Origin of the sequence: Marinicrinis lubricantis, from assembly GCF_042658665.1 — a bacterium.
Taxonomy (GTDB): Bacteria; Bacillota; Bacilli; order Paenibacillales; family KCTC-33676; genus Marinicrinis; species Marinicrinis lubricantis.
Genome location: NZ_JBHSQV010000138.1, coordinates 1 through 18,475, shown reverse-complemented (window position 1 = coordinate 18,475; position 18,475 = coordinate 1). Strand labels below are relative to the sequence as shown.

Below are 18,475 nucleotides of genomic sequence, written 5' to 3'. Positions count from 1 at the left end.
TCTTGGTTGTTGGGTGTGTGGTAACCTCAATTATCCAAAGAATTTAGGGGGTGGCAATTTTTTTGCCTATAAAGCCCTCTATGGAGATATTTTATAACCTATTTCTTATAGAAGTTTTGACAATACGAATGTGTAAAGGGGGGGGATATCATGAATGCGATTTTGGAATATTTGATGGGCATGAATAAGCTGACTGATCAAGTGATCGCCACAGATTTGTTGATCTCGGCGAAATCAGGCATCCGGTCTTATGCCGTAGCGGTTACGGAAGCGGCGACACCTGAAATCAAGAGTGTACTGCGCAGACATTTGGAAGAAGCGATTACGACGCATGAACAGCTAACCGACTACATGATGAAAAAAGGATATTACCAGCCGTATCATATGAACGAACAAATACAGCTGGATTTAACAAATATGCAGGCGGCCCTCAACATACCGACGTGAGCGGTCCGAAAATGGAATAAAATCGTTTCTGGTGAAAGGACGAGTACTGTTACGCACAGTGTTGTCCTTTTATTTTTTCTCCAGAAAAATGAAGGAGATGGTGAAGCTGATCACGAATTTTTCAAAGGATAAGAAAGACCCATATTAGGAACGAATGAGAATTGACGTTTTGAAAGGAATGGATGAGATTGATGAGCGAATATAAAGCTTGGACGGATTCGTACCAAGGCGAGCCCGCGGTATGGCTTAGGGCGGGGAAATATGAGGCTGTTATGCTGCCGGAATGCGGAGGCAATTTGGTAGCGTTTCGTGACCTGGAAGCGAATTATCGCTTTCTGCATGAACCGAAGGAAAGTGAAATGGAAGCCTTTAAGAAGGAATCGTATTCTTACGGTATTCCGGTGCTGTTCCCTCCCAATCGATACGAGGACGGAAAGTTTCCGTGGAAAGGGAAGACTCACCAGCTGCCTGTGAACGAATCGGAAAGAGGAAATCATCTGCATGGATTTCTTCATAACGTACCATGGAAAGTGACGGAAATGGGACAAACCTCGTCGGAGAGCTTTGTCACGGTCCAAGTTCAGGTGGACGAAAATCATCCGGTATTTCAGTCATTTCCTTTCCGCTTTACGTTCATGCTTCGATACGCATTAAGTGAGAATGGATTGTCTCAGCAGGTAACGATTCGCAACAATGGAACAGAGGAAATGCCCAGCCTTCTCGCTTTCCACACGGCCGTAAATGTACCATTCGCGGCCAACAGCCCTGCAGAAGGGTATCGTGTGAAGCTGACAATCGGCGAGCGTTGGGAGCTGAACGAACGAATGCTGCCAACGAAGCGGTTCCAGCCATTCGGAAGCTTGGATACTTCGCTGAAAAATGAAGGCATCTATCCATTTACCGAGGAGATGGATAATCATTATACCGTGCAGCCACAGAACGGCCGTAATCGAATGGAATTGACGGATACGACGCTTGGAGTCACTTTCGTCTACGATGCGGGAACCGCGTATAAGCAGTGGATGATCTGGAACAACTTCAATCGTGGTGAATTTTTCTGTCCGGAGCCGCAAGTGAATTTGGTCAATGCGCCGAATGTGGACCTGCCGGCAGAGGAAGTGGGCTTATACAGCATTGGTCCGGGCGAAATATGGGAGTCCGTGAGCAGGATGTATGTTAAATAACGATCTAATGAAAGAAAAAGACGGCATCTTCGTTCGGGTGAGCGAATGATCCGTCTTTTTCTTCTGCTATAATCGCGGCAAAGCTCTTCTTTCGGCTTGTGGCCTGCATACATCACATACCCCGATCACTTTGCCGTTTTCCGCAGCATAGAAGGAAAGTTTCTTAGACTTTTTGCGGCAAAAGGAGCAGGTTTGTTTATCCTCTTTACTCGGCTTATGACGATGCAGACTCATTTGGATCACTTTGCTGGCTTCTCGTTTATCCTTCATTTTAATGAATCCTTTATAGGATATCCATAAGAGGATGAACAGTGCGGCACCCATCAGCAGCCAAATCATATCATTTCCCCCTTCAAGCGAGTAGTGCAGAGGCATTCTTTTATTATACTGCGAATTCGGACGGTCCGTAAGGGACAAGGGCAATACGGCGATCACGAATTTGATTCAGATGGTTTGGGGATCGTAAAGCGGCTGAGCTCGTCCTGCAGCTGCTGGGCATAGGAGCTAAGCGCTTCGGATGAAGCCTGCACCTCCTCCATGGAAGCAAGCTGCTGCTCGGTCGCAGCTGCGACCTCGGAGGCTTGATCTGCAGCGCTTTTTGAAATATGACTCGTCTCGGAAATCGCTGCGGACACTTCTTCCGCCCCGGCAGACACTTCTTGGGATGAGGCCGAAATTTCAAGAACTCGCTGAGCAATATTTTGAATAGACCGAATAATAGAGCCAACGGATTCGCTCGTTTCAGAGATGACCCTCATGCCTTGCTCCGTTTCTCGTACCGTTCCCGTCATCGACTCTTCCACTTGGCCTACCAAGGAGTGAATCTGCTCGATGATTTCTGTAATATGTTCCGCAGATTGTTTCGATTGCGCTGCCAATTTCGCCACTTCCGTAGCGACAACCTTAAAGCTTCTGCCGTGTTCTCCTGCACGGGCAGCTTCGATATTCGCGTTCAAAGCCAGCATGTGAGTCTGCTCTGAAATATGATGGATTGTATCCACGATTTGACCGATATCGGTAGATTGTTCTCCGAGTTTGGCGATGATACCTGTCGATTCATGAACAGAGCTTTGAATATTGTTCATTTGCTGCACTGTATCATTGAGCTTTTCTCCGCTTTGTACGGCATGATCCGAAATGATGGCCGCCTCTTCCGCCGCTTCTGCAGCGGATTCGGAAATGTTTTGTATGCCGGAGGCGATCTCGTTCATGGCCAGCGTATTGTCTTCTGATGTTTGGTTCTGCGACTCGGCACCTTCTGCTATGCCTTGGATCGCGAAAGCCACTTGCTGAGCAGACGAAGTGGACTCTACCGATACGGCTGACAGCTGTTGTGAGGATGCGGCGACATGCTGAGAGATTTCCTGACTGCGCAGAACCAGTGTGCTTAAGGAATCTGCCATTGCATTGAACGAAGTGCCGATCTCGCGAAGCTCATCTCTCGTTTGTAGTTGGATTCGTTCCGACAATTGTCCGGAGGCAAGCTTGTCCGCTCCGGATTGAAGGTGTCGAATCGTTTGTTTGACACTGAAATAAAATCCGCCAAAAAATAAGGCGACGAGTAAAATGGAGGCGCCCACAATCGCCAGCATCTGATTTCGATAAAATTGGTCTTCACTCCGTCGTTCCGACAGCAATCGATCCAGCTCGCTGTTGATTGAAGTAAAGAAGGCATAGGCATGATCAATCGTTTCGGTACCTATATTGAAGAAGTCCTGTGGATTCATTTGCAATGTTTCAGCGTTCAAAATTTGCTCGTCTAAGGTTTGGAGGAATCCATTGATGGAGTGGATGGACTGCTCACCGACCACTCCTATACTTGCCTTCAGTGATTCATTGGCTGATGTCGCACGCTCTAGTCCTTTGTTCATCCCGTAATAGGCGGACTTGATTTGTTCCTGCTGAAGCATCGTCTGAATTCGCTCATCCGTACTCAGGGATCGTCTGGCCAGAGCGCCATTGATTTGTCCGCGAACCTGGCCTGTCTGTTCAATCAGCATCGGAATTTGATTGACCATAGCATCCATAAGGTAATAAGTCTCAATTTCGGGATCTAAGGTGAGGCTGGATCGATCTGCCGCTTCGACGATATGATGAATGAGGTTATCGATTAATTCTGTATGCTGCGCAAAGCTTTCCGGTGCAGTCATGGATGCTGCACGCTCTTCAAGCGTGTTCCACTCGCTTACGATGGCGTTCCATGAATCCTCAAGTTCCAATCGTGCGCCTTGACCGGCTTGAAGCTCCATCAAGCGCGTGATTTCAGCTTCGATTTCTTTGCTTATCTTCATAAGGCTGGATTCAGAACTTTGATCTCCGTTTAAGTAACCGTTCATAAGTCCCCGGTGCTGCTGAATGCTCAGCATGAACGGCATGATTTCTCGAATATACGCTGTGCCGGTCTTCTCTAATTCGGTGCTGTGAATATTTTTTTGCAATTCATTCAGCCATATATTCAGGAGCATGCCCAGCGGGACGATGAATAGGATACTGAACACGATAAATTTCTGCGGATACTTCAGCTTAAGCATCAAAGCGCTAAATGGAGAAAAGATTCTTGACATGTCTTAGAACCATCCTTTTCAGTAGTTTATTCGAAGCGATCCAGTTGAAAAGCTTCAAGTGTAGCGATATGGACGAATGAAGATCCTATTGTAGCACGAAGATTCACATTAGAATGTGATAAAATTCACTGCAATAGAAGAGTGGACGACTCGTGCGGTCATTGTATGAATCTTTGATTTTTTCTGCAGAACAAGTTACCTTTATATATAGAAGAAAATGATCAATGGAAGAAGAAGGGGAGGAATTCATATGGCAGCAGCTAATCATCGATTGCTGGTCTTCGCAGGTTCATATGCTGAGGCAGAGGGAAGCGGCGTATATGTATACGAATTTGATGAGCAGACGGTGGAATTGCGCGCATTAGATGCCGTTTCGGGCTTGAAAAATCCAACGTTTCTGAATGTCGATGCCGCTCAGAAAAAGCTTTATGCTATTGGAGAAGTGGCTACAGCGGAAGGAGGTAAAGCGGCCGAAGCGGTTTCTTTTGCAATCGATCCGGAGACAGGGAAGCTTTCGATGCTGAATCGGGCACAGACGGTCAGTTCGCCGACTTGTCATATACAGCGGGACCAAGACAGACGCTATTTGATCGTATCCAGCTACCATGGAGGGATGGTAGGATTGGTCTCCATTACCGAGGAGGGGAAGGTGGGCGATCTTCTGGATGTGCAGCAGCACGAGGGCAAGAGTGTGCATCCGGAGAGACAGGACAGACCGCATCCGCACTCTGCTTTCTTCAGTCCAGATGAAAAATACATATTCGTTTCCGACCTTGGACTTGATCGCATTCGTGCGTATCGGATCGATAAGGAGCAGAATCAACTTAAGCTTCATGGAGAAACTGCAGTGCATCCAGGCGCAGGACCAAGGCATCTCGTATTCCATCCGAACGGCAGATTCACGTATGTCATTAATGAGGTGGATTCGACGATCACTGTATTTTCTTACGATATGGAGAATGGTCAGCTAAATGAGATCGAAACGGTGCCGACCTTGCCTTCATCATTCGAAGGTGAAAACACTTGTGCGGAAATTACGCTGTCGAAGGATGGCAAATATTTGTACGGCTCTAATCGCGGTCATGACAGCATTGTCGTGTATGCCATTAACAGCGAGTCTGGAAAGCTGACACTTGTGGAGCATGTTTCCACGGAAGGCGAGCATCCGCGTCATTTCGCACTAACGCCAAGCGGAACTCACCTGCTTGCTGCGAATCGGGATACGAACAATATCGCAGTATTTCAGGTCGATCGGACGACGGGGAAATTGACATACACCGGCAAGCAGGTACAGGTATCAAAGCCGGTATGCGTACAGCCTCTGTACTTGTAGTCCATCCTACAACAACAAAGCAGCTCCTTCGCACGACAGAAGGAGCTGCTTTTTAACACATTCCTGTTCATTTGGATGGTTATTTAATCCTTAACCGGATGAAGATTTTGAAAGTAAATTCCGCAGAAGCTGTTCTTTCCGCTTGGAGATCGGAAGCTGTTTCCACTCTCCGGCGCGATGTCCGAAGCGGATCTTTTCATTTTCAATGGAACTGATCTTATCCACATTTACAAAGCAGTCGGAATGCAGCCGTAAGAAGTCTGCGCGGGATTTTAATTTGTTGATTTGTTCGGGAGTCATTCTCTTTTTGATGTGATAGTTTTCCCCGTGAAAGCAGACGATGCCCTTCGAGCCGACCTTAAAAAATAAAATATCTCTTCCCACGTCAAAGTGTTCATAAACATGATTTTCCTCTGGCTTATTCGTCATCCCACATACCCCCCAGAGATTGGAATGTTAGCGCTTTCAATTTTAGCACATTTATCCTTTATAAGAAAGGCTTTTGTTTCTTTATTATCCTATGAATATTTGAACAGCGTGTGTTTCATTCATCCTATTCAATACATAGGAAAGGTGTTAAAGACGAAAAAAAGTCTGCCGAGAAAAAAGGATCTCATCGGGTGACAAGGAAATCATTGTATATTCAAAAACGGAATGTTGAGCCAACAAGGAGTGATTTAATGAATACGATTGAGAAGCGAATTGAAGAGCTGTATGCTTATCAGCCATATCGAACCAGTCCCCCTGATTTAGATGCATTTTGGGAACGGGTGAAGCAGCTGTCATCGAATGAAAGCTCGTTTGCAAGCCGTCGCTCGGAACGCGAGACGTTGTTTCATGGCGTAAACGTATACGATGTACAGTACGAAGGCTTTGAGGAAACAACCATTCATGGTTTATATATGGTGCCTCAACTCAAGAGCTTGGATAAGACAGCTCCATGTCTCATCACGTTTCCGGGATATACCGGCGGCAAAGGGGATCCTGAGGACTACGCTCACCTGCTGCTGATGGGATATGCCGTATTCGCTGTTGATGTTCGGGGCCAGGGCGGCGATACGGGAAACCGGCTGCCTATGGAACACGGCGGGGTCAAAGGATGGATAACGCAAAATATTCTTGATGTAGAGCGCTGTTATTACAAGGCGATCGCCGTCGACGCACTACGTGCCGTGACTTGGTTAAGCGAACAGCTCGAGATTGATTCGGGTCGGATCGGTGTGATCGGCGGCAGTCAAGGTGGAGGATTAGCGCTGATTACAGCAGCGATGCATGAACAAATTCGTCTGTGTGTCGCGGATATTCCGAATATGTGCCACATGGATTATGGTGTCATGCATTCTACGGGGTCATTGTCTGAGGTTGCGGATTTCTGCAGACGCTTCCCAGAGCATATGGTGGCCGTTCTTCGCCATTTAAGCTATTTTGATATGCTCAATTTATCCGATCGGCTGCATGTCCCGCTGCTTATGTCTGTAGGACTCAAAGACACCGTCTGTTTACCGGAACAAATCGTTCCCGTCTATCGATCGGCCGCTTCAGAGATCAAGCGGATCGAATTTTATCCGTTCACCGGCCATGCCGTCGAGAAGGCACAGCGGCGCATCGGCATGCAGTTCATCCATCAATATTTATAAAGGGAAAAACGGAGCCGAGAGGCTCCGCTTCTTTTTGAATGAATTATGGCGTGATTTTCTCCGGCTCATCATAATCTGCCCCGAACGTGTCCACGGTCACTTTTTTCATGACAGGAGGGTTGTCCGGCAGGTTCGTTTCCATATTTCTCGGCAAATTAACAATCTCATCGACCGTCTCCATGCCGCTGATCACTTTTCCGAATGCCGCATATTGTCCATCGAGATAATCGGCATCCTCGACCATAATGAAAAATTGCGATCCAGCTGTATCCGGTGGAGTGTCCCTAGCCATTGATATCACTCCGCGGGTATGCTTCAGGGTGTTTTCGAATCCATTCGAAGCGAATTCCCCCTTAATACTATACCCCGGTCCTCCGGTGCCGTTCCCTTCCGGATCTCCCCCTTGAATCATGAATCCCGGTATGATGCGGTGGAACGTAAGGCCGTCATAGAACTTCTCCTCAACGAGCGAAATGAAATTATTGACCGTATTGGGTGCTATATCTGGATACAGCTCAATTTCGATCGCTTGTCCGTCATCCATTTCAATCGTTACGATAGGGTTTTTAGCCTCCGCTTCATTCGAGCTGCAGGCTGTAAGTAAGGCGAACACTGTCAGTACAGAAAGAAACCATGCGAAATAACGTGTAGATTTAATGGCCATGTCTGTTATAAACCTCCCGTCTATTTATGATACCAGTTCTACTCTTATACGAATCATTTTAATGGAATAGCAGACCGTGGTTCAAGCTTTAGACCACGTTGATCCATAACCAACGGCATTGCCTTATTATGTGTAGACCGGCAGATGGATTTGGACAGAAGTGCCCGAACGGCTGCTTACAATTTCAAGGTTTCCCCCCATATGGTGGATGATCTGGTCGCAGTAGCTCAGACCAAAGCCAAGCGCCTCATCCTTCGTAGTGAAGAAGGGGTTCTTGACAAGCGGCATCAAATGCTCGGGAATACCGTGTCCATTGTCGCTGATTTCAATACAGACCTGCCTTTGTTCTTGCAGTTGAATGGACAGATGCACAGAGCCATTATCATCCACTGCGTCATGTGCATTGTTAAATATTTCATCGAGCACGGCAGTCAGGAGTTGTTCATTAATATACAGCTTCGTATCCTGGTTCGGGAGGTTGATATTTAAATTCATCTGCCTTGACAGTGCCTTGGAATAAATATGGGGGAGCCATTCACCAATGACCTTGCTTAAAGACGTTAAATGCAGATGCATCGGTTTTTGTTTTCCTAATTGGATAAAGCGTTCGATGATGGTTTCGATCTTGCCGATTTGATCGAAGAGCAGTGAGAAGTAATAACGGAACTTGTCCATATCATAGGGCAGCCCGCTGCCGCGTTCCATAAGCTGTATCGTTCCTTTTATCGCGGCTAATGGGTTGAGAATCGCATCTGCTGTGCCGGCAGCCATTTCGCCAATTGTTTTTCTCTTTTCATATTCGATGAGCGGGTTGATCGACTGAATGTTGTTCATCTTATGTAAGATGATGTAGTAACACAAATCTTTAGTGTTCGAATAAGGGTATAGGAAACATAAGTATGCTGTCTTGTCCTGTCCCGGCATCTCCGTTTCCAATACAGGTTGACAGAATACAGCGGACTTGTGAAGTATGCTTTGATGCAGCAGTGCGCCTAATTTGGTATGCAAAGGAAACACAGACTTCTGTTCTAAGCTGTAATAGGAGGTAACAGGGGGAGTGGCGAAGATCACCCTGCATTCCGAATCCAAGAGCAGAAAGTCAAGTTGGTCATGTTTCTCGTGCATTATTAAATTCCATAAATGATCCATCAAAAAACTCCAGCTTTCTTATATTTAACGCATACTCTTTCATCTTATTACGAATCCTGGAAATAAGAAAGAATCCGTTTGCAGAAAAAGATGAAAAAAGAAAAAGCCGGAAACCTTTCGAATCCAGCCGGGTTGAATGAGCATCTTGCTTAGCTGAACCACTTTTGGGCAAGAGAACGCAAAACCCATTTGCGTTCACGACGTTTCATATATTTCGGCAGTGATTTATAAATTTGAATCGCATCGTGAAATGCTTGCTGGGCTTCTGCTTTTTTGCCGGATTGTCCATAAATTCGACCTAATACGTAATAACCTTCACAAGAAGATGAATGTATCTGCTGGAATCTTTCTAAATATTGAAACGCCTTTTGCCGGTCTGTTTTTAGAAAAGCATGACCAAGAACGATAAACGGCTGTCCGTATTTGACTCTTTCATCGAGCTCTACAGCTTTCAGCAGATATGATTCGCCTTCTTCTAATTGCCCGAGTCGAATAGAAGCCAGACCGAGCTCAAACCAAATCTCCGCAGAATGCTCCATTTTAGGAACAATTTCTTTCAACAACTTCTGGGCTTCGGAATACTTCTTTTTTTCAATCAGAAGTCTCGCGCATTCGTGCTTCGCTGATAAATCATTTGGATTGAGAAGTAGCTGATATTTCGCTTTTTTTAGCAGGCGGTTTCGGCGGATCGGTTTTGTCAGACTGGGGAATATTCCCACGAAGCGCTGATCTGCGATATAAATAAGCAGCAGCAAAACGAGAAAAGCGATAATCGGATTGCCAATCAGCCACCAGAGCATGGCAAAAATAAAAAACTTGCTCATCAAAATCCCCTCATTTCCTGCCTTCATGGTTATTATACAGGAATCGACGACATTCGCCAACAATTGGAAAATTCAGGATCTATGAAATTAGCCAATTCGACGCATCCTAATAATAGTATATGTAGCATAGGAGGGAAAAACAGCCAAATGAAACGATTTCTGCTTCATCTTTTCATCATGATGCTGATGGTGAGCGGGTCGCAGGCTATATTGGCCGAGGATGGCGGTGTGTATCATTTTGGGTTCAAAAAAAGCAAAAACGGAGAGCCTGCATCGATTGATCAAGAAGGTTTTAAAGAGCTGTTAGATAAACACGGCGCACTATTTTTAGGAGATCAGCGCCAAAAAAATCTATATCTTACCTTCGATAATGGGTACGAGAACGGCTATACGGCCCAAATCTTAGATGTGCTGAAAGAGAAGAAGGTGCCGGCTGTCTTTTTCGTGACGGGCCATTATGTAAAGGATCAGCCTGACCTGCTCAAGAGAATGGTGAATGAAGGCCATATCATCGGCAATCATTCATGGAGTCATCCGGATATGTCGAAAATTTCGCCGGAGCAAATCGCCGATGAGCTGACACAAGTGAAGGAAGCTGTCGGCATGGTGACGGGCCAAACGACGATGAATTTTTTGCGTCCTCCTAGAGGAATATTCAACGATCAGATGCTGCGCGTCAGCCGGGAGCTCGGGTATACGAGTGTGTTCTGGTCTGTTGCGTATAAAGATTGGGATACGAAGCAGCAGAAGGGTGCAAAATACGCTTTCGATCACGTGATGGCGCAGCTGCATCCAGGTGCGATTATTTTGCTGCACTCTGTCTCTAAGGATAACGCCGATGCCATGGCTCAAATCATTGATGAAGCGAGAAGGCAGGGCTACACGTTTCAAAGCTTAGACGGACTGGAGCTGGGTATTACAGGATTGCCGTAGCAGAAGAACGAGCATTTGAAGAAAACGTTTAGGATGTAAAAAAAAACAAATTCTTTCGTTGACAAGACAAATTAGAGGATGGTATCCTTTGACAAGGAAAACAAATTCATGAAAGGGTGGTTGCTGTGAGAACCGAATTTATTGTGAATTGGACGCATCAACTGAATATACGTGACAGTAACCAACCTGTAAGTTGAATTTGACTTTTCATTTGGCTTAAACTTGACAGCGCATGGTTGCATTCCGTAATCATGTGCTTTTTTATGGCTTTGAACGCGGTGGAGGACGTTTTTTAGGATTCTTTTTGAATCCTGTCGTTGCTAATGTTCCGCACCCGTCATCATTGTGAAGTGAAGGCATATTGCTTACGGCAATGTGCCTTTTTTAATCCATATTAAATGATCATTGAGGTTCGGGCGCTGTGTTGGAGAGGGGAGATTAGAATCTATGTTTGTCGTATTAAACAAATTAAGCTGGTTTTTTAAAATCCATTGGAAAAGATATACGGTCGCCATCGCGCTGCTCATCTTTGCAGGAATCATTGATGTGATTCCTCCACGATTGATCGGCTTCACGATTGATGGGATCGTTCAGGGAAGATTCTCTGATGCGGATTTCTACTGGATCATGTTCTGGTGGATCGCGCTGACGGTCGTGAGCTACATCGTGAGCTATGTGTGGCTGTACCAATTGTTCGGAGGGGCATTTATACTTGAAAGAATGCTGCGTTCAAAGCTGATGAGACATTTTCTGCGTATGACTCCGACGTTTTATGAACGGAATCGTACGGGAGACTTGATGGCCAGAGCGACGAATGATTTGCGGGCGGTGTCGGTGACAGCGGGATTCGGTATTTTAACGCTGATCGATTCGAGTATTTTTATGCTGACGATTCTTGTGATGATGTCTGTACTGATCAGTTGGAAGCTGACTCTGGCTTCGATTCTTCCGCTTCCTTTGATCGCGCTTGCCATGAGTAAATTGGGGAAACGAATTCACGAACGGTTCATGACCGCACAAGATGCGTTCGGAGACATGAACGATCAAGTTCTTGAGAATACATCTGGCGTTAGAGTGATCCGTGCGTTCGTCCAGGAGGAAGCAAGCAAGAAAAACTTCTCTGACCTGACAGACGATGTGCACAGCAAAAATATGGCCGTTGCCCGTATCGATGCGCTGTTTGAACCGACGGTCAAGATTTTGGTGGGATTAAGCTATATTATTGGATTAGGCTACGGCGCTTATTTGGTCTTCCATAATGAACTGACATTGGGTGAATTGGTCTCCTTCAATGTATTTCTTGGCATGCTCATTTGGCCGATGTTTGCGATTGGCGAGCTGATCAATATTTTGCAGAGAGGGAATGCTTCGCTCGATCGGGTAAACGAGACATTGTCTTATGAGCCGGAGGTAGTTTCACCGGAGCAGCCGATTCAGGTTCAACTACCCGAAAGCGTTGCATTTAAAGACGTCACCTTCCGTTATCCATCCTCTACGGTAGATAATTTGAAGAATATTCGATTTTATTTGGAAAGAGGGCAGACCCTCGGAGTCGTTGGGAAGACGGGCAGCGGCAAAACGACACTGCTGAAGCAGCTGCTTAGAGAATATCCGCTCGGTCAAGGCCAAATCGAATTGTCAGGGGTTCCATTAGAGCAAATTGCGGTGGAGGACGTTCTAAAGTGGGTCGGTTATGTCCCGCAGCAGCCTATTTTGTTCTCCAGATCGATTCGTGAAAACATTCTGTTCGGACAAAAGCATGCCTCTGAGGAGGAACTGCAGAAAGCACTGAAGCTGGCTTCCTTCAGCAAGGACATTAAGTTCCTGCCGGACGGCTTAGCGACGATGGTCGGTGAAAAGGGTGTAGCCCTCTCTGGCGGTCAAAAACAGCGGGTTTCCATTGCCAGGGCGATGATCTCCCATCCGGAAATATTAATTTTGGATGACGCCTTGTCTGCAGTTGACGCCAAGACTGAGTCCGAGATTATTTCCGGAATACGGAAGGAACGCGCAGGCAAAACAACGCTCATTGCGACGCATCGTCTGTCCGCGGTGAAGCATGCTGACCATATTCTCGTATTGGATGAAGGGCAAGTCGTGGAAGCAGGAACGCATGAAGAGCTGATGGCCAGAGGCGGATGGTATAAGGAGCAGTATGAACACCAGCAGCTGGAGTCAGAGCTTGATGCGTAAGTAAATTCATACATGATGAGAAGTGAAATCGGCTGAAAAATAGAATAAAAGAAAAAAGCGGGTGATGACACCATATGGGGAAAACAGGAAAAAGGCTGTTTCAATACGCAGCTTTATATAAGAAGACGATTATTTTTGCATTGGTGCTGTTAACAGCCTCGATCTGCACGGAACTGGCTGGACCTTTCATTGCGAAGCAGATCATTGATAAGAGCATATTAGGAATTGAAGAGCCGTGGTATGAGGTACAGGAGAAATCTTCTTACAGCGTCTCTTATCAAGGGAAACTATTCATAAGAGCAGACCGCTTGGACGAGGGACAGACGCACGGCAGAGAGGTTCGGGTTTTACAGGTCGGAAGAGATTATTATTTCTTGGACGAAGCCTTGGCGTTTGACGGGAACCGAGAAGTCAGCGGCAATCAGCTCGTCATCACATCTGATGGTCAGCGCGCGGAATATACTGTGGAGAAGTTAAGCCGCGGCGAGCTGTTCGCTTTCTATAAGCCGGAGGTTTCGAGCATCGTCATGCTAGCGGCCATTTATTTCGGATTGTTGATCATCAGTGCGTTGTTCGCTTACGGACAGCGTTATATGCTGCAGCTTTCGGCCAACAGTGTCATTCGCAAAATGCGAAACGATGTGTTCTCTCATATTCATACACTGCCCGTCCGCTATTTTGACAATTTACCTGCGGGCAAGGTCGTCTCCAGAGTAACGAACGATACCGAGGCGATCCGTGAATTTTACGTAGCGGTGCTGGCCAATTTCTTTTCGGGAATTTTGTATATTGCGGCCATCTTCGGCGCACTCTACTTGCTCGATCCGGTTCTGGCATTGATTGCACTGCCGCTTGTACCGCTCTTATATATATGGATTGTGATATACCGTAAGTATGCGTCCAAATACAATAAGATTATCCGTGCCAGAGTCAGCGATATCAACGGCATGATCAACGAGTCGATTCAAGGGATGCCGATTATTCAAGCTTTCCGCAGACAGAAAGAGACGATGTCTGAATTCGAAGAGATCAATGAGGAGCATTTTAAGTATCAGAACAAGATGCAGAGCTTGAATGCATATACGACGCATAATCTTGCCAATGTGCTGCGGAGTGCGATTTTTATTCTCGTGATTTGGCTGTTTTTTGGCGATACGCTGGGCGACTTGATCACAGTCGGTGTGTTATATGCATTCGTCGATTACATCAACCGCATGTTTCAACCGATTGTCGGGATTGTCAATCAGTTATCCAATCTGGAAACGGCTCTCGTTTCCGCGGATCGGGTTTTCGAACTGATGGATGAACCGGGTACGGACGTAGTGAACGGCCAGATGAGCAGATATAACGGAAATGTCAAATTCGAGCATGTCAGCTTCGCCTATAAGGAAGGTGAATATGTGCTGAACGACATTAACTTCGAAGCGAAGCATGGCGAGACGGTCGCTCTAGTTGGACATACGGGCTCTGGAAAAAGCTCTATTCTCAATTTGCTGTTTCGCTTTTATGATGTCGAAGAAGGTAAGATCATCGTTGACGGCAAGGATGTCAGAGATGTTCCTGTTCAGCTGTTAAGGCAGCATATGGGTATCGTCCTGCAGGATCCATTCCTGTTTACCGGATCGATCGCATCCAACATTAGCTTGAATGATCCTTCCATTACGCGAGATAAGATTGAGAAAGCGCTGAAGGATGTTGGCGCCTATGAGATGTTCAGCAATCTGCCGGGCGGCTTGGATGAACCGGTCGTGGAGAAGGGAAGCACATTGTCTGCCGGCCAGAGACAGCTCATTTCGTTCGCGCGGGCGCTGGCGTTCAACCCATCGATTCTCATATTGGATGAAGCGACGGCAAGCATCGATACGGAGACCGAATCGATCATTCAGGATGCGCTGGATGTGCTGAAGCAGGGCAGAACCACGTTCGTGATCGCCCACAGGTTGTCCACGATTCGCAGCGCGGATCAAATCCTTGTGCTTGATCATGGGGTCATCGTTGAACGCGGTAATCATGAGGAACTCATGAAGCTTCAAGGGAAATATTATCAAATGTATCAGCTTCAAAAAGGGGAAAGTCTCGAAATGAGCAGTGCTGGGGCTTTACCGGTATTTTAAACACGGATGAAGATAAAGCCGCTTCTCCAGTAGAAGATTTCTGCTGGGGAAACGGCTTTTTTTCTTGGGCCTTGATCGTATGGATTCGGGATGTGCCCGCCTTACTGTATCGCATGGAGCTTGCGGTACTGAGACGGGGACAGTCCGAATTGTCTGGAGAACATCCGAGAGAAGTAGGCCGCCTGCTGAAAGCCCGTCTGTTCGGCAACGGCTGACATCGGCAGATCGGTCTTGAGCAGCAGCAGCTTGGCCTGTTCCAATCGGTAATGAAGGAGATATTCGAGGGGAGTGCAGCCGTAAACTTCCTTCATACAGCGAGCGATATAGCCTTCATGAAAGTGGAGCGCATCGGATAGCATCGTATTCGTCACTTCCCTATGATAATGAGACCGAATGAATGCTTCAGCGCTCTCCGCCACTTTCAAAGCAGGTGTGCTTAAATGCCCCCGCTGTTCCTGATCCATTCTCTGCAGCAATCTATTCAGCGTCTGCTGCAGCTTCCAGAAGGTTGCCGATTTCGATTGTATGGACAGCATTAATAACTGCTCCATATCCGAATATACTTGGGATGGGTTGGACAGATTCCACTGCTTGGGCAGTTGGATGGCATAGTTCTCCCCGCCAAGCCGCAGATGCGATTCTGTTCCTGTACTTCTACCTCTCTGCAATGCATTGTGCGAAACTTCTTCCCACTCTCCGCTTGTTTGGAAATGCATCCAATAAAATATCGTGTTTTCTTGGCAAGGAGCCGTCGCGTAATGATAAGCGTTGGGCAAAAGAATTAAGGTTTGTCCCGGCTGCAGCTCCCACTGCATCTTCTCCTCCCCGATAAACAAGCGGCCTTCACTTACGATAATAAGATCGAATTCACCGATATTGATGCGATTAGGATGCTGATCACCAGGGCGGTATTCGCTTTTGCCGGCTAGCGTGGCGTATGGCATGGGCGGGGTTTGTATCTGAATGATCTGTTCTTCAGACATCAAGGATCACATTCCTTTTAGGTTGAAATCGTACAAAATTATGTTGATATACAATCTATTCATCCTAGATTTTATCAGATAAACTTCGATTAGGAAGGGTGAATATTTGCAAGTGAATTCCGAAAGATGAGCAGGTTTGGTTTGATCCATGAATTTGAAAAAGGATGTGAATGCTAAGATGCTGCGACTTAATCGTTCAGCCGCATTAAAACAAGTTCGTATTGAGGATGATTTTTGGACTCCGTTTAAAAATTTAGTTCGCGAAGTGGTCATCCCTTATCAATGGGATGCCTTAAATGATCGAATCCCAGATGCAGAGCCGAGTCATGCGATTCGCAATTTCCGGATTGCCGCCGGGAAGGAAACAGGAGAATTCGGCGGATTTGTATTTCAGGATACCGATGTGGCGAAATGGCTGGAGGCGGTTGCGCACAGCTTGCAGGAACACCCGGATCCGGAACTCGAAAAGCTGGCAGACGAAACCATTGATTTGATTGCGGAAGCGCAGCACGAGGATGGATATTTAAATACATACTACACGATCAAGGAGCCGGGCAAACAGTGGACGAATTTAACCGACTGCCACGAGCTGTATACCGCGGGACATATGATGGAAGCGGCTGTCGCATATTATGAAGCGACAGGGAAGCGGAAGCTGCTCGATGTGATGTGCAAATTCGCGGATTTGATCGGCCAGGTATTCGGCAGAGAAGAAGGGCAAATCCGTGGATACGATGGCCATCAGGAAATTGAACTGGCACTCGTCAAAATGTATGAGGCGACGGGCAATGACGCATATCTCAAGCTGAGCCAATATTTCATCGATGAACGAGGACAAGAGCCGAGTTTTTTCATCAAGGAATGGGAGCAGCGCGGCATGACAAGGCACTGGGGGGATGCGAAAGGTCCGCATACGAAGCCGGATCCGAGCTATCATCAAAGCCATCTGCCGGTTCGTGAGCAGAAGGAAGCGGTCGGCCATGCGGTTCGTGCCGTCTATATGTACACGGCGATGGCGGATTTAGCGGCTCGTACCTCTGATGCTTCGCTGCTTGAAGCTTGCCGCACACTCTGGCGCAACATCGTGCAGAAGCAGATGTACATTACCGGCGGCATTGGTTCGACTGCCCATGGGGAAGCCTTTACCTTCGATTACGATCTGCCGAATGATACGATATATGCCGAAACATGCGCCTCCATTGGGTTGATCTTCTTTGCCCAGCGCATGCTGCAGATCGAGCCAAAAGGCGAGTACGGAGACGTGATGGAGCGAGCGTTATACAATAACGTCATCGGCAGCATGTCGCAGGACGGCAAGCAGTACTTTTATGTGAATCCGCTTGAAGTATGGCCGGAGGCGAGCGAGAAAAATCCGGCGCGCAGGCATGTGAAAGCGGTCAGGCAAAAGTGGTTCGGATGCTCCTGCTGTCCTCCGAATGTCGCAAGGCTGTTGGCATCTTTAGGAGCGTATGTGTATTCGTCAAATGAAGATACGATTTATACGCATCTGTTCATTGGCAGCAAGTCATCCTTCCAATTAGGCGATAAGAGGGTGGAATTGAACCAGGAGACCCATTATCCGAATGAAGGCCATGTCCGCATTACGGTCAATCCGGAGCAGGCGCTTGAATTTACAGTCGCCATCCGCATACCGGGCTGGAGCAGGTCTAACAAGCTGACGGTGAATGGCGAGTCTGTGGACATCGGAGCAATTCGACGTGACGGCTACGCGTATGTGACGAGAACCTGGAAAGCGGGAGATAAACTGGAATTAGAGCTCTCCATGGATATTCACCTCCTTCATGCTCATCCACAGCTTCGAGCCAATGCAGGTATGGCGGCGATCCAGCGCGGACCGCTTGTTTACTGCTTGGAGGAAGCGGACAACGGCTCGAACCTTTCCGCAATTACCATTGATGCGCGAGGAGAGTGGACGTTCAGGTATGATGCGGACCTGCTTGGCGGAGCTGTCCGTATTGAAGGCAGCGGTTACCGCGAGGATGAATCGAGCTGGAATGAAGAGCTTTATAGACCGGTTCAATTTGCACCTTCTCCGATTCGTGTGCATGCGATTCCTTATTATCTATGGGGGAATCGAAAGCAGGGTGAGATGAGGGTCTGGATACGGGTTCACCAAACGGGAATTTGACCGTCTACAATCATGCTGCTATAGAATCAAAACGTAAGCCGACTCGTTGCTTGACAACGGTCGGCTGTTATTATGGCTTTAGCCAGTTGAGTGCGTGAAACGCGCGAAACAGAAAACCACCCGCTATGCGGGTGGAGGGTTCTAGGGTTTGACCAACAAGACCATTCCGATAATATTGAGATGTTCAGGCTCAATAATGAAAGGAATGGTCTTAGATGGCAAACAAGAGCTATAGTCTAGCTCACACGAAGTGGATGTGCAAATACCACATTGTGTTCACCCCGAAGTATAGACGGAAAGA

The 18,475-nt window shown here is 47.0% G+C and carries 15 protein-coding genes and 1 pseudogene; 9 read left to right on the top strand and 7 right to left on the bottom strand.

Translation table 11 applies throughout. The features are described 5' to 3' along the window. Positions 1-150 precede the first annotated feature (150 nt). Both ACFPXP_RS10565 and ACFPXP_RS10560 read left to right on the top strand, forming a co-directional pair. Positions 151-447: a spore coat protein gene (locus tag ACFPXP_RS10565; RefSeq protein WP_379894171.1), complete on the top strand. Its 297-nt coding sequence runs from the start codon at positions 151-153 to the stop codon at positions 445-447. A 191-nt stretch (positions 448-638) separates the two neighbouring features. Continuing rightward, positions 639-1,631, top strand: coding sequence for an aldose 1-epimerase (locus ACFPXP_RS10560; protein ID WP_379894170.1), 993 nt, complete (start codon positions 639-641; stop codon positions 1,629-1,631). A 66-nt stretch (positions 1,632-1,697) separates the two neighbouring features. On the opposite strand, the gene ACFPXP_RS10555 is transcribed toward ACFPXP_RS10560, so the two are convergent. Then, a complete protein-coding gene (locus ACFPXP_RS10555; protein WP_379894169.1) occupies positions 1,698-1,970 on the bottom strand; it encodes a hypothetical protein in 273 nt (90 codons plus the stop codon). A gap of 92 nt (positions 1,971-2,062) precedes the next feature. Then, positions 2,063-4,195 carry a methyl-accepting chemotaxis protein gene (locus tag ACFPXP_RS10550; RefSeq protein WP_379894168.1) on the bottom strand — a complete coding sequence of 711 codons (2,133 nt, stop codon included), beginning with the start codon at positions 4,193-4,195 and terminating at the stop codon, positions 2,063-2,065. Between the two features lie 250 nt (positions 4,196-4,445). On the opposite strand from ACFPXP_RS10550, the gene ACFPXP_RS10545 reads away from it, so the two are divergent. Then, a complete protein-coding gene (locus tag ACFPXP_RS10545) occupies positions 4,446-5,528 on the top strand; it encodes a lactonase family protein (RefSeq protein ID WP_379894167.1) in 1,083 nt (360 codons plus the stop codon). A 90-nt stretch (positions 5,529-5,618) separates the two neighbouring features. Here ACFPXP_RS10545 and ACFPXP_RS10540 read toward each other — a convergent pair whose 3' ends face one another. After that, positions 5,619-5,957: a LytTR family transcriptional regulator DNA-binding domain-containing protein gene (locus ACFPXP_RS10540; protein WP_379894166.1), complete on the bottom strand. Its 339-nt coding sequence runs from the start codon at positions 5,955-5,957 to the stop codon at positions 5,619-5,621. Between the two features lie 251 nt (positions 5,958-6,208). Here ACFPXP_RS10540 and ACFPXP_RS10535 point away from each other — a divergent pair, with 251 nt between their 5' ends. Next, positions 6,209-7,165, top strand: a complete 957-nt coding sequence (locus ACFPXP_RS10535; protein WP_379894165.1) for an acetylxylan esterase — start codon at positions 6,209-6,211, stop codon at positions 7,163-7,165. 43 nt (positions 7,166-7,208) lie between these two features. On the opposite strand, the gene ACFPXP_RS10530 is transcribed toward ACFPXP_RS10535, so the two are convergent. From ACFPXP_RS10530 to ACFPXP_RS10520, 3 genes are all read right to left on the bottom strand, one after another. Further along, complete coding sequence (locus ACFPXP_RS10530; RefSeq protein WP_379894164.1) at positions 7,209-7,829, bottom strand: peptidylprolyl isomerase; 621 nt, start codon at positions 7,827-7,829, stop codon at positions 7,209-7,211. Between the two features lie 126 nt (positions 7,830-7,955). Next, on the bottom strand, positions 7,956-8,978 hold the full coding sequence (locus ACFPXP_RS10525) for a sensor histidine kinase (RefSeq protein WP_379894163.1): 1,023 nt from the start codon (positions 8,976-8,978) through the stop codon (positions 7,956-7,958). Between the two features lie 149 nt (positions 8,979-9,127). Next, positions 9,128-9,802: a tetratricopeptide repeat protein gene (locus ACFPXP_RS10520; protein WP_379894162.1), complete on the bottom strand. Its 675-nt coding sequence runs from the start codon at positions 9,800-9,802 to the stop codon at positions 9,128-9,130. Positions 9,803-9,979: 177 nt separating this feature from the next. Here ACFPXP_RS10520 and pdaA point away from each other — a divergent pair, with 177 nt between their 5' ends. The 3 genes from pdaA (at position 9,980) to ACFPXP_RS10505 (ending at position 15,042) form a co-directional block, all read left to right on the top strand. Beyond that, entirely contained in the window at positions 9,980-10,735 is a 756-nt protein-coding gene (gene pdaA / locus ACFPXP_RS10515) for a delta-lactam-biosynthetic de-N-acetylase (protein WP_379894173.1), read from the top strand. A gap of 447 nt (positions 10,736-11,182) precedes the next feature. After that, positions 11,183-12,928, top strand: coding sequence for an ABC transporter ATP-binding protein (locus tag ACFPXP_RS10510; protein WP_379894161.1), 1,746 nt, complete (start codon positions 11,183-11,185; stop codon positions 12,926-12,928). Between the two features lie 74 nt (positions 12,929-13,002). After that, entirely contained in the window at positions 13,003-15,042 is a 2,040-nt protein-coding gene (locus ACFPXP_RS10505; RefSeq protein ID WP_379894160.1) for an ABC transporter ATP-binding protein, read from the top strand. 101 nt (positions 15,043-15,143) lie between these two features. Here the strand turns inward: ACFPXP_RS10505 and ACFPXP_RS10500 are convergent, their stop codons facing one another. Then, entirely contained in the window at positions 15,144-16,025 is an 882-nt protein-coding gene (locus tag ACFPXP_RS10500) for an AraC family transcriptional regulator (protein WP_379894159.1), read from the bottom strand. Between the two features lie 178 nt (positions 16,026-16,203). Here ACFPXP_RS10500 and ACFPXP_RS10495 point away from each other — a divergent pair, with 178 nt between their 5' ends. Together ACFPXP_RS10495 and ACFPXP_RS10490 are read left to right on the top strand one after the other, a co-directional pair. Further along, entirely contained in the window at positions 16,204-18,174 is a 1,971-nt protein-coding gene (locus ACFPXP_RS10495; protein WP_379894172.1) for a glycoside hydrolase family 127 protein, read from the top strand. 215 nt (positions 18,175-18,389) lie between these two features. Next, positions 18,390-18,475: pseudogene (locus tag ACFPXP_RS10490) on the top strand (IS200/IS605 family transposase); the annotation flags it as partial.